This is a genomic window from Bacillus sp. REN3 (assembly GCF_017912555.1).
Lineage (GTDB): Bacteria > Bacillota > Bacilli > Bacillales > Cytobacillaceae > Mesobacillus.
In genome coordinates, this window is the sequence record NZ_JAERSD010000034.1 from 15,127 (window position 1) to 28,337 (window position 13,211).

General features: G+C 34.1%; 8 protein-coding genes. 7 read left to right on the forward strand and 1 reads right to left on the reverse strand.

Features of this window, described 5'->3' with window-relative positions; all coding sequences use genetic code 11:
• The first annotated feature begins 1 nt into the window (after position 1).
• From JJQ88_RS19810 to JJQ88_RS19840, 7 genes are all read left to right on the forward strand, one after another.
• Positions 2–1,786 (forward strand): Hsp70 family protein, encoded by a 1,785-nt coding sequence (locus JJQ88_RS19810; RefSeq protein ID WP_210367769.1) that lies wholly within the window; start codon positions 2–4, stop codon positions 1,784–1,786.
• A gap of 17 nt (positions 1,787–1,803) precedes the next feature.
• Positions 1,804–3,516, forward strand: coding sequence for a HEAT repeat domain-containing protein (locus JJQ88_RS19815; protein WP_210367770.1), 1,713 nt, complete (start codon positions 1,804–1,806; stop codon positions 3,514–3,516).
• 13 nt (positions 3,517–3,529) lie between these two features.
• Positions 3,530–4,921 carry a hypothetical protein gene (locus tag JJQ88_RS19820; protein WP_210367771.1) on the forward strand — a complete coding sequence of 464 codons (1,392 nt, stop codon included), beginning with the start codon at positions 3,530–3,532 and terminating at the stop codon, positions 4,919–4,921.
• Between the two features lie 362 nt (positions 4,922–5,283).
• Entirely contained in the window at positions 5,284–7,296 is a 2,013-nt protein-coding gene (locus JJQ88_RS19825; protein ID WP_210367772.1) for a putative dsRNA-binding protein, read from the forward strand.
• Positions 7,297–7,737: 441 nt separating this feature from the next.
• A complete protein-coding gene (locus JJQ88_RS19830) occupies positions 7,738–9,468 on the forward strand; it encodes a DUF262 domain-containing protein (RefSeq protein WP_210367773.1) in 1,731 nt (576 codons plus the stop codon).
• A gap of 1 nt (position 9,469) precedes the next feature.
• Positions 9,470–10,231, forward strand: coding sequence for a GmrSD restriction endonuclease domain-containing protein (locus JJQ88_RS19835; protein WP_210367774.1), 762 nt, complete (start codon positions 9,470–9,472; stop codon positions 10,229–10,231).
• Positions 10,232–10,432: 201 nt separating this feature from the next.
• Complete coding sequence (locus JJQ88_RS19840; RefSeq protein ID WP_210367775.1) at positions 10,433–11,593, forward strand: hypothetical protein; 1,161 nt, start codon at positions 10,433–10,435, stop codon at positions 11,591–11,593.
• 584 nt (positions 11,594–12,177) lie between these two features.
• Here JJQ88_RS19840 and JJQ88_RS19845 read toward each other — a convergent pair.
• Positions 12,178–12,459: a hypothetical protein gene (locus tag JJQ88_RS19845; RefSeq protein WP_210367776.1), complete on the reverse strand. Its 282-nt coding sequence runs from the start codon at positions 12,457–12,459 to the stop codon at positions 12,178–12,180.
• Positions 12,460–13,211 lie beyond the last annotated feature (752 nt).

Here is a 13,211-nt window from a genome sequence, read left to right on the forward strand (position 1 = left end):
TATGTCAAAAAGATATATCGGTATAGACCTCGGAACAACAAATTCAACTGTAAGTGTGGCGAACCTCACCATGCGGGGTGACGTTGAAGCTCAAGCTTTAGAAGTGGCGCAGGTAGATGAAAGCGGAAACGCCATTGTAACGGACCAAACTCTTCCTTCTGTCTTATATATAGATGATCAAGGGCATCCATACGTTGGTCGATTCGCTAAACGCATGAATGGCGTGTATCCTCAAAGGGTTATCAAAGAAGCAAAACGTTTTATTGGACAGGATGTTTCTTGGGAAATTGATGGAGAAACTATACGTCCTGAAATGGTGTCATCTTATGTGTTAAAGATACTAAAAGCTCAAGCGGAAGAATATTACTCTGGAGAAAAAATCGATAGTGTAGTTATTACTACTCCTGCTAACTTTAACTTCCAGCAACAACAAGCTACCAAGGCTGCAGGTGTGTTGAGTGGTTTTGATAAAAATAACATCCATATGATACCTGAGCCAACTGCTGCATTGATTGACTTTCTGAACGAGGAGAAGAAATTAGATCCATCTGTTCGTCGTTTAAAGCTAGATGGTGGAAAAAAGAACTTAATGGTGTTTGACCTTGGTGGAGGAACGTGTGACGTTTCAATTCTTCAAGTTAGGGACACCGAAAATGGAGGGATTGATATTCAAGAGCTATCAATATCCCAATATACTGAATTAGGTGGAATTGACTTTGATAGAAAAGTCGTTAATGAACTAATGAAAAAATTACTTAAGCATGTAGGTTTGAACTTTAATCAGTTAAAGAACAAGTATGATAAAAAGGATATTTTACGTCTTTGGGAAAACCTGCTTGATTTTGCTGAGAAGGCAAAAAAATTCTTTAGTACGAGAATTGAAAATCAACTACGTACTTCGCAATCTGACTATTATGAGAGCAAAGAACAGTTTAACAACCTAACATATCGCGAAATGCTTTCAGATCAATTGCCAACAGAGCTTGTAACTACACTGTCTATTTCAAAGAAAGAGTATGACGACGTAATCGAAGAGTTGCTTTATAAAGGAAAGAGCAAAAAAGGAACCAACATAGAAGAACCAATACTAAACGCTCTAGAACATGCAAAAATCGGTAATATGTCAGTAGAAGATATTGATGCGGTATTCCTTGTAGGTGGAATGACCTTTTACCATACGATTCAAGAACGAATCTATGAAATTTTTGGCCGTCGAATTAAACCTATTAAGTCTATCAATCCAATGTTTGCGGTAAGTCGTGGAGCTGCTGTTTATCACCACCAAATTGATCGTATCAACTTTAAATCAAGTGACCAAATTTCAGTTGCAGACACTGATATTTCCAGTCAATCTGTTGTTTTTACTAACACAATTCCAAATAACGTCTATATAGATGTTATTGGTGCAGATCCAGTAGCGTTACTAGAGAAGGGAACAAAACTACCATTTGAGCGTATCATCGAGGATAGATTCATTGTAACTGGACCAAGTACATCTAAGACTGTTAATGCAATGCAATTAGAGTTATTTACAGCTACATCAGCTAAATCAATTCATACTAAACAATTGAAGTCAGCTACGGTTAATTTTAAAAAGCCAGTCCCTGTTGATTCTAAATTAGTATTAAAAGTGGAATGTAATCAAGAACGTGAAGTATCAATTAAAGCTTGGCTAGAATCTGATGAAACGGAAGTGGTTGATGTGAATATTGGTTCTCATGAATTTACTGAAGAAGAAATCGAAAACTTGAAAGTAAAACAAGCTAATATTAATAAAATTAAGTAATTAAAGGGGTTGATTCAATGTCATTACAAGATCGTATGTCAGCGAGTATCCTTCAAAAACTAACCGACATGAAAAAAGATTTACCGAAGGAAGAATTGACTGAAAAAGACGTGTTAAATGAAGAAGAAGAAGAGCAAATAAAACAAGAATTATTAAGGCAAGCAGAACAAGAGGATGAAGGTGATGGGATAGACGATGACTTCTTTACGTCATTGTCTGCTCCATCCCAAGAAGACGGAAATGAAAAACTAGTGGAGGTTGAGTACCTTGGTCGAATTGGATATGTAGATATTTCATTTGAAAATCTCGATGAGGACATGGATGAGAAAGAATACAGAAATATACTTGATGCTCTGGAAGTAATGGCATTTGGTGATGCTCTATTAAAGCGTAAAGAAGCTTCAAAAGAAGTAGAAAAGTACGGTGAAAAAGCTATAACTGTCATCTTTAGAGAATGCCGTAAGTTTGATTTATCTGATGAAAAACGAAAAAACGAGCTAGTACATCTATTAAGCCGTCTTACATCTAGAAGTCTAAAAGGTCGAAAAATCCTGAAAGCAGTTCTTGAAAAAGCAAATAGTACTCAGCATATCGCCTTAGCTATTTTAGGCTCTGGTGCTGTACGTGAGCAAGAAGCAGTTCCTGGAATTCTAAATCACATGTTATCTCCAGATTTCTTTGCTATCGGATTAGAAGCTTTAATAAAGATTAGGGATAAGAATTCAGTTGAACCTATAATTAAAAGACTTAATGATTTAGATAGTAACCGTAATGACATGATTGACCATGCTATCCAAATAGCTCCTAGATTCGCAGATTTTGGACCTGAAGCTGTAAAACCATTTTTTATTGCTTATATAAACAATCAAAAGAAATCAATCCGTCCTATTTTGACTATTGCACTTCGCTCATTTAAAGAGGATGCTATTCCTGTATTATCTGAGGTGCTAGAGAAAGAAACAGATGAAAATAAACTCATCCCGATTTGTATGACTCTTGGAGCATTAAAAATGTCTTACTCGACAAACTTATTATTAGATTCTTTTAGAAAGTACCCTGTTAAGAGAAAGGCAATCATTCGTGGTTTGAGTTACACCAGAGACCAGTCAGTACTACCGTTACTTGTAGAAGAATTAAAATCAACTGAAGACATCCGATTAAAACAAGAGTGTTTGGGAGCTATTGCTTATCTTGCTGATAACGATATGAGTCTCATTCCTGTCGTTAAACCTTATCTTAATGAGCGACGTAATAAACTATATCTAGATGCACTTAATTGTATGGTTCGTCTGGGTGACCGAGAATCATTTGATAAATTTGTGAATTTGTTAATCAATGGAGATGAGGGAGAACAATACGTTCTTCAAAAGCATGTGCCTAAAATGTCGTTCAAGATAATTGTTAAATTGGCTCAAAAAATGCTTAATTGTCCTGATGATAAAGCAATCTTGCTAGTATCAGCATTACAAAATGGAAACATTATTCCTCAAGAAGTTGGACCAATTCTACAAAAGAAGCTAGACCAACAACCTATTCCAGCACTAAAACTTGAAATTTTCCGACTTATCGGAAAACACGTAAATAAAAAGCGTGAACTCTTATCGCAGGATATTTTATATAAAGCTAGACAGGAAGAGACAAACCCTCGAGTAGTTCGAGAGCTAGACCAGATTATTAATAACATGAGAAAAGAAAAAGGTCGCATTTCAACAATTAGGGAAGAAGAATAGGAGATGGAGATAAATGGCAGGGAAAACAGGAAGGAATAAGGGGAGTAGACAAAAGCGATTCTCTTATATCGAGGTAGAAGGAGTAGAGAGCCGTTACCTGGATGCTGCCTTATTGAAAGCCTGCGGAGATGGAATCTTAGAACACTCCTTATCCGATGAATTTAAATTAATTAAACTGGCGGGTATAACAACACAAGAATTAAAACGAAAAGAGCGAAGCCTTGAAGAGTTGATTGCGTTAGTTTCACCACACTTGTTGGAAAGTTATAATTATTATAACTTTCTAGCAAATATGTGGGATAAGATATTACATAAGACGATTAATCACTACTTTGAAAACAATTATGTTAATTTTACACTAGATGACTGGAACGACCAGATAAGAAATCTGATTGACGAAGAAAAAATGCCAATTTATGCAGCGATAAATAATATGCGTTTCTATAAGAATGGTGAAATAAAAGAATTGATTAAGCCTCTGTTACAAAATAAGGAATATGTCATGAAATTTTACTATGAAACTGGCATTAAAATTGAAGGACAAGGCATTGACATTGATTGGGACGGAATTGTTGATGAGGAGATAGAAGAATTATTTGAAGTTGAGGATGAACTGGAGGAAAACTCATTGGTAGAAGAGAAATTAATCAACCGCTCTCCTGAAGAGGCACTTAAAATGGCAGCGAAGATGATCTTAGATGTATCCGAAAGGGTTTCAAATCTTGAAACAGCTGAAAAATATAAGAAATTATATGAGTCTGAAAAAGAACAAGTGGTAAGTTTTAAAGAGAAGTTAGACGAGTTAATACAAGAGTTGAAATCAAGGGAATCACAAGTGCAAACTCTTTCAAAAGACAATCGTAAATTAACCAAATTAGTAGATTCACTTAATAGCAGACTTGAACAGCAGCAAAAAGAGTCAGGTCGCTTGGGTGGAGCGCTTGGTGAGATTCGCAAGGAAAAAGAGGAGTTAGAGAAAGATAAAGCGAACTTAGAACGTCGTGTAAGTACTCTTGAAAAGGATCTAGGTGCAATTACTGAAAAGGTTCAGAAGGAACTAAAGAAAGATTTTGATAAGAAAGCACTACAAATGGTAGATGACTATGATGAAAGAAAACTCCAATTGGGAAAGCAGTTTGGGGAATTACAACGCCTACTTGAGGAAGAAAAAGATAAAAAAAGTGAATTATCATATACTCTTGAAAAGACTAATAAAGAGCTTACTTCAATGAAGAATGATTTAGAAATTGTAGAACAAGAACGTAATGAATTATTAGAGAAGGTGAGTAAAGCTTCTGTTAAAGAGGAGATTAAGGCAGATTCAGAAGATGATGTTATGTTTGGCTTTGATGAAGAAGATATTGAAGTCTTTGTAGAGTTCGATAACAAGCCCACAAGGAATTAATTCATTAATTACACTTAATATTCTCGGAGTATCTAAGTATTGGAGTGCTGAATAGTTCGTAGATAAGCACCGAGTAAAATATGAAAAATTAATAAGAAGATAGTGTGGATTAGGCTTTGATTAGTAATAAAAAAGTTGATCCACACTTTCTGTTTTAAATATAAGGCATAATATTAGTTCGAATATTTAAAATTCTTAAAATAAGTATTTCCTGGTAAGGAGATTCTCGGTAAATTGAAGTTTTGTTATATCAACCTAAAATTGCGCTAACTTGTTTTATAAAAAAGTTAATTAACAATAAGCATTATTAGGCTTTTGAAAATAAATAACTATGTGAAAAAAGTTAAGAGGTGAATTAGCTTATGATTGTTGAAAAGCTGAAAAAACAATTAAAGATTGACATTGATACTCAAATCTTGCAAGAGGCTTTGTATCACTCAAGTTACTTAAATGAGAAAAAACGATCCAATGAAATTGAAATGCAAAAATCATACATACATTTAGGTAAGCTACTGTACCATTTAGCTATTGTAACCATGATTACAGAAGAGGGTACTAAGAATCATAAAGAGATATCCGAAAAACTAACACAATATAAGGATGAGATTCTTGTTCAGTTTTATGATGAATACAAGTTTGATGAATATCTATATATTGGCAAAGGTGAATTGAACTTTAGAAAGGATCGCTATTTAGATCATTGTCTCATTGTTTTCTATCATATTTATAAAGGAAATGGTTTTTATAGATTAATAGACATTCTTTTTCCTCTATACAAAAAGGGCAAAAAGGTTGAAAAACAGATAGATTATAAATCCGCCTTACAAGAGTATATTCAAAAAATAAAAATGAATTCTGATAGCATTCAATATGAGACAGTAAGTGTCGATGGTCCCCCACATAATTGTTCTTATACTGAAAAAGTTAGTGCTAATGGATTAAGTGGAATTGGAACTGAGTGTTCTAAGAAAAAGGCACAACAAAAAGCGGCTCAAAATTGGTTTGAAAACAATCAATTATCTATCCTAATAAAACAAAGTGATAAACCTGCTCTTTCTGTTAAAAAGGAAACTTCAGGTTTAACGAGCAGTAGAGAAGCTGAACTAAAGCGGCAATATAAAATACTACAGTTAACTACAAAAGACTTGTCTTTAAAAAAGTTAGATATATGCTTTACCCATAAATCTTTTGCAAATGAGAAAAGGCTTAATACTGTGGAAATATTCTCACTGTACGCTTGGTATGGGGCTATAGTAATTCCTTTTATTATAGGTGAATTTATCTTACAAGACTTCCAGCTTAGAGCTAGTGGTAAGTATAGTCGCATGATGGAATTAACAAGTAGCCTGGTGTCCAAAAGGCACTTAAGTGCCTGTCTACCTAACTCTATATATAGGTCGGTTAGAATTCCTAATAAAGGTGATTTGAGTGCTGCTTCACTTAGGGCTGATATCATACAATCATTAGTAGGGGCGATGTTTCTTCAAAATTTGAACCAAGAAAATGAGAAGTTATTCAATAATATAAAGTCTTTTGTAAATACTTTTATTATTTCTTCTTTTGTGGAAGATTCGGAATCAGTTGATTACCGTAGCTATCTTCAAATCATTACCCAAGGTCTAAACATGGAGACTAAGGCAAAACTGGTTACATCAGGTCCTGCACATCACCGTAGATATGATGTAAAAATTTCCATATTTTTCTCTGGTGGGGAAAAGTTTTTGGAAGGTAGAGGAAAACAATCCACTAAAAAACAGAGTATAAACATAGCATGCAAAGACATTATCGATCAGGTGAATGACATCTATCATTTAAATAATAAAAATCTTGAGCTTCCTAACAATACAATAATGAATCAAACCTTGGGATACTTTATTCGAAATGCCATAAACAATAAAAATCCCATTAAATTTCTTGATATAGTAGGGGGACTTTGTTTGAAGAGGTGGTCCTTGGCTCAAGCTGTGAATATTGTGACACACTTGTATAAAAGAGGGCTGATGTCAGAACTCTTCATGGTTTTATTTAAATGGGAAAATCTCTATTCAAGAAAAAATGTTGAAAATTGTATCGTTCAATTACCCGATAAAGAAAGGGAAGCTATCCTATCTAAATGGCAGGAAATAATTAACAAACGAGAGCGATTGAAAAAGACTGCTCAAAAAGAAGAAATTGATATTGAAAGTGAACTCTCGTATTTACTTGAAGAATTTGATTTTAAGCCTGTGGGAGAGCAAACCCCGATCATAGGGAAAATTGGAGTTAGGGAATCGCAAAATGACGAATGTAAAATTGGAATAAAGGGTTTGAATGAGGACGATGGTATCGAGGGATTTGAAGAAATTGATGATTTATTTAACTTTGACCCCTCTTAATAAATTGAAAGATACTTTTTTTTCGATAATGCTGTTCAATATTCCGAATTAGCAATTAGAAGAAAGTTTGTATGTTGCCATTCTAGTGATATTTTAATTCCAATCTAAACCGGGGGAAAGGTTATTATCAGCTGCTCTTCTCAAAGAGAGTAATCATATTCCTGTAATACTTTTGGAGGAATTTCAGATAAGAGAGAATTAGTATAAATTGGCTTGAACCTGGTAATTTAACAGACTACAACCTCAAAGTAAGATTCAATCAAGGGGATGAGATAAATTCTTTAGAGGAATTAAAGATAAAAAAATTACATAACTTTTACTCCTATATTATCTTCTGGCTAGAAAGGTAATAGGTTTAATCTTACATAGGGATTGTTCAATTTCACAAAAATTTAAAGAACCGCAAATTATTGATAGGGCAGTCTAAAAGGAGTGTTAAATTTGACAAGATTAGATCCAAAAAGTATTGGCCAAATCATGAAGGAAGGTATCCACTTTTGGATTCCTAGATATCAACGCGGCTATCGTTGGACATACATTCAAATTACAGAGCTCCTAGAGGATATATGGGAGTTTCATAACATGGATCCAAAAAAAGATGATGTTTACTGGCTGCAACCAATCGTCCTTAAGCAGCATGAAAAAGGAATAGAAGTTATTGATGGGCAACAGCGACTGACGACCGTATTATTAATTGTCAAATATATTCAGTCTATTATTCCTTTTTATAAAGGTATTGGATATACATTAAGTTATGAAACTCGGACTAGTAGTGAAACATTTATTAATGATATAAAAAACGGAGAAAGTAGGCAGAATGACAATATTGATTTCTATCATATGTATAATGCCTATGAAACAATTAAAAAATGGTTTGAACAGCAAGCGGATAAAAATATTCCTATTCATATCTGGCAACGTTTAACGGATCAAGTGAAGGTACTTTGGTATGAACTGGATCAGAATTATGATGGCATAAATTTATTTACACGGATTAATATTGGGAAAATTCCTCTGACAAATGCCGAACTAATTAAAGCTTTATTTTTAAGTAAAAATAATTTAGGTCATGATAAGGATCAGCATGATTATCTGAAAATGAAGCAGATTGAGCTAGCAACTCAATGGGATACAATGGAAACACGTTTACAGGATCCTGACTTTTGGTATTTCCTTCAGTCAACCCAGGAAAATTATGAAAATCATATTGAATGGCTATTTGAACTAGTAACAGCTAATTTTCCACAGGAATTAGATGTACATACCGCTTATAGGACGTTCCATGCCTTTCATGAAGAAATAGAACGTCAGACGGAGCAGGGTAAGGTAAGGCATCAAATAGTGGAGGAGCTTTGGGCGGAAATTCAGAAGCTATACTATCAGTTTAATGAATGGTTTGATAACCGAGAGTTGTATCATTTAATTGGTTATTTGCTGGCAACAAAATACCCAATACAAGGCGTTCTAAAAAATGCTAAATCGATGAAAAAAAATGATTTTATCGATTCCTTATACCATAGTATTAGGAACCGTTTGCGAAATTGGGACATTACTGAACTTAGCTATGATTCCAATCGTCGAGAGGTGAAGGATATATTACTTTTATTTAATATTTTGACTCTTCAGCAGGACCAGCATTCGAAGCAACGCTTTGATTTTGATCGGTTTAAAAATGAGAAGTGGGATATTGAGCATATCCATTCTCTGCAAAGTCAGGTTCTCATTAATCAGGAAGAGCAGCTTACCTTTATTCAAGATGCTTTAGCATATGTGGAAGATTCTTACTTTTGTGCTGAGCTTGTGGAAAAGGAGCAGGCTATTTTAATAGAAGCAATGGAAGCAGAGCAGTTTGAAAAAATACAGCAAAAGATTGTGGATTATTTCGGAAAAGGATATTCAAATCATATTTCAAACTGTACACTACTAGATGCTAAAACGAACCGTGCATATAAAAATGCGATTTTTCCCAAAAAACGTGAAGAGATAATTTCTCGTGACCAAATGGGTGTATATATTCCAATTGGCACTAAGAATGTCTTTTTAAAGTATTACAGTAAGCAAACGAAGCAAATTCACCATTGGAATCAGGAAGATCGCGAGGCTTATATGGAAAATATGCTCGAGGTTTTGGAGCCAGTTATCACTAAGCACCAAGAAATGGAGGTGGGGTAAGATGGCAGAATCAAAAGTATTTACCTTTTGGCAGCTAATGGAGAATTACCATATTACCATTCCGATTATTCAACGAGATTATGCTCAAGGAAGAAAGGATAAAGACGTTCAGCATGTACGTCATGAATTTTTACGGGTCTTGTTTAAGACCCTGCAAACTAGTGAGCCAATTGAGTTAGATTTTATCTATGGCACGGTAAATGAAGCGAAGCATTTTGCTCCACTAGATGGGCAACAAAGGCTGACGACGTTATTTTTAATGCATTGGTATTTTGCTGTGAAGGAAGGGAAGCTTGCTGAAAATAAAGATGCATTTCAACATTTTTCCTATGAAACACGATTGAGTAGTAAGCTGTTTTGCAAGCTTCTTGTTCAGCTGACAGATTTGGATTTTGAAGCGGACTCTTTATCGGAACAAATTTACAATGTGTCAGACTTTTATTATGGATGGGCTTACGACCCGACTGTTGACTCAATGCTTACAATGATTGATTCTATTCATACCTATTCAAAGGAATATGATTTACCTAATCGATTATTTGACACTCTTAAGGTGAATGCACCAATTACTTTTCAGTTCATTGACTTAGATTCCTTTCAACTAGAAGACACGCTTTATATTAAAATGAATGCTCGCGGGAAACCGCTGACACCATTCGAGAACTTCAAGGCACGTTTTCAACAATATTTAGAAGGTGTAGATAAAGTAGATAGCGAGGAAATATTATATAAGACAGATACTTCTTGGTCAGATTTTTTCTGAAAGCATCGAAAAGAAAATTTTGACGAGTCGTTTCTGCAATTTCTCTATACACTTCTACACAACCAGCTAGCACGTCATCAGCAAAACCGTAATCGTCTATTTGCTGCCATTAATGGTGGAGAAGTAGTTCGTATTGATGATTTAGCGAAGCTGACAATTGAGGACGATCAGTGGGTAAAGGATATTGAAGTAACGCTAGATATGCTTTCGAAGGAAATACTAGATAATCAAGCATCAGTTATTGATATAAAAAAAGTGATAGATGAGGCGATGACCGAGGGTATCAATTATGAGGATCGTGTTCAACTCTATGCGATTGTAGCCTATATTTGTCATTTTAATGGTGATTTTTCAGCGTTTGGCCGTTGGATGCGATTTGTTCGTAATGTTACAGTAAATACGATTTACAATCGAGTCGAGGATTATATGCAATCCATCCAAGCAATTGATAGACTAGTTACTCATGCTGAAAATCTAGATGAATATCTAGCAGATCCAAATGTAAAACTGTCTGGCTTTTTAGGCTTCCAGCTTACCCAGGAAAAATTAAAAGCTAATTTGGTACTCGCTGATGAAGATTGGAAAAAACATATTTATACGGCAGAGGACTATCATTACTTTGAAGGAGAGATTGGCTTTTTACTATCCTTTATCAATGCTGATGATTTTAATAAATGGACTGATGAAGAGCACAAACAAAAACTAGCTTCCTTTATTTCGTATTACGAGAAAGCTATTTCAATCTTCGGAAAAACGAATCTGAGGTTATCAAATGATTTATTATCAAGAGCACTTCTTACATTTGGTGATTACTTAATTAAAACTGGGCAAAACTATAGTTTCCTCATTGAAGGGTTTGATCGTGATATTAGCTGGAAACGTTACTTACGGCATGATCATGTAAAGTATTTGAAGCTACTACTTGATAAAGTAACTCCAGATACAGTGGAGGCAGATTTACAGCAAATCATTGATAACAGCAAAATAACTGACTGGCGAAAATACTTTATCGAGTATCCTATTATTTTAAAGAGGCAGTGTGGAAACAAGCGTCTGATTCGTTTCCATGATGAGAAAAATATTTTACTGCTTGATACGACTATGACGAGCGGTTATTGTCAGGAATATTATAGCTATGCCATTTATGCCGCATTGAAACAAAAAGGAGTAGACTGTAATTATATTGATTCCGTCGGTGCTTATAATGAAAAATACGTGGTGCTTGATCATGGTGGCTACACTCTTGACTTTAATGAAGAACAATTCACTGTCTACGATGCTGATGAAAACATCATAGCTGTACCAACCGAATTTAACGAAGCAATTGACAAAATGTGTGAGCTAGCAGGTATTAGTGTATAAACTAGTTGGTTAAAAAACAGAGTTATAATTTCACCCAATTGTTCACTGAATAGAATAAAAATACAAGAAAGTTAAAATTAGAAAAAGAAGCGATGCAAAGAATTGCATCGCTTAAATAATAAAATTTAAGAGTAACGATATATTTTGATTTATGTGAAACATCATTTATTTAAGAAGTGAATTGATTGGTTTATTTTAATAATCTAGTATTTAAGAATAACTATAAAAATTAGGTTTCTCAGAAGTTTATTTTTATTTTTGAAAAGCCCTTTTAATTCTTCTTTTTGCTCATTATGACAAGGGCGTAATCAAAAAAAGTTATTCTATATTTAGTTTCGTAATACATCTTGATATTTTTCTATTCAATTTATAGTTTAAGGCGTTTAGTTTCTTTTGGATCACATAATTGTAAGGCGTGTTCATTTGGCATCCTTACCACCAAACATCCACTGTGTGAATATAAACAGAGCGAAAAAAAATGCAATAATGCAAACATACCTATTGAAAGGTATGTTTGGTAAGTCTTGAATCTTTGTTGATTAATGGCAAAGTCTCCTCTTTATAAAAATCTGCTGCCATTAAATTCAGACACAAGAACAATTTCCGTAATTCCTGTTTTTTCCACATATATTACAAATTCCATAACAATCTTGAGTTTGCCTCCGAACCCTGCTTTCCCATGGTTCTTCGGGAAAATCTTGATTAATAAAATAATCCTCATTTTTTAAACCCTCGTAATATTCGTCCATTTCACCATTAGAAATTTTTTTTCTACACTCTTGGCAATAAGCTCCTTCCTCGAATTCATATTTCATATAAACTAAGTCATCTTTTTCTTCTTCACACCATTTACAGTCGTTTCTCATAATACTTCCTCCCCTTGAGATATTTTTTATATTTGGAGCATGTAGTTTTTGCCTGATCCCATACTCCCCGACAACCTTAAACTCATTTATAGGTAGTTAATCCCACTTGCATGGTAACTTTTTTATACAAAAGATGTTAGATTCCATCCCAAACTTCTCTTATAAGAGCTTTTTTGTGGAAATTGAATACCCTGATGTTTCATGTCGTTGGGAGATTGCTTTTAGTTTTCGTAGAAACTTAATCTAATAGACCAAGGGTTTTAGCAGTAGCTAGAAGGTTACGGAATATGTACTTGTAATACCATTTGAAGAAGTTGGTCTAATTACTTTGATTTGCTAGCTTAGTATTATCTTCATTCGAATTTGCTAAATGTTTTTTGCTTCTTCTTGAAGTACTAATATCTCGGTTGAAAGAAAATATTTTTTTCTTACTTTGTTTAAACAAAGAATAGCTTTGTATAATATTAACAGATATTAGGATTGGAGTGTATTCTTTGTTCGTCAATTAACCCGCCTTACATTATTAATACATTCATCCATTAAATATATCTAAGAGTGGAATGTGATATGTGACCGGTACAAAATGATTAATGGTAAATCACAATAGATAAGGCAGAGTAAATTTAATAAGAACTAGGACAATAGTGGTGCATACGTACAGTAGTCTTTATAAGTTGTTTTTGACACCCTTATATTTCCGAAAGTTGACGGTGTTGCCTGTCCAGAATTAGTCGATTATAATGTCCGTATAT

Excerpts from the sequence above, each read along its gene's own strand:
- JJQ88_RS19825 (WP_210367772.1), top strand. The coding sequence starts at position 5,284 with ATGATTGTTGAAAAGCTGAAAAAACAATTAAAGATTGACATTGATACT.
- JJQ88_RS19845 (WP_210367776.1), bottom strand. The coding sequence starts at position 12,459 with ATGAGAAACGACTGTAAATGGTGTGAAGAAGAAAAAGATGACTTAGTT.
- JJQ88_RS19835 (WP_210367774.1), top strand. The coding sequence starts at position 9,470 with ATGGCAGAATCAAAAGTATTTACCTTTTGGCAGCTAATGGAGAATTAC.
- JJQ88_RS19815 (WP_210367770.1), top strand. The coding sequence starts at position 1,804 with ATGTCATTACAAGATCGTATGTCAGCGAGTATCCTTCAAAAACTAACC.
- JJQ88_RS19820 (WP_210367771.1), top strand. The coding sequence starts at position 3,530 with ATGGCAGGGAAAACAGGAAGGAATAAGGGGAGTAGACAAAAGCGATTC.
- JJQ88_RS19810 (WP_210367769.1), top strand. The coding sequence starts at position 2 with ATGTCAAAAAGATATATCGGTATAGACCTCGGAACAACAAATTCAACT.
- JJQ88_RS19840 (WP_210367775.1), top strand. The coding sequence starts at position 10,433 with ATGCTTTCGAAGGAAATACTAGATAATCAAGCATCAGTTATTGATATA.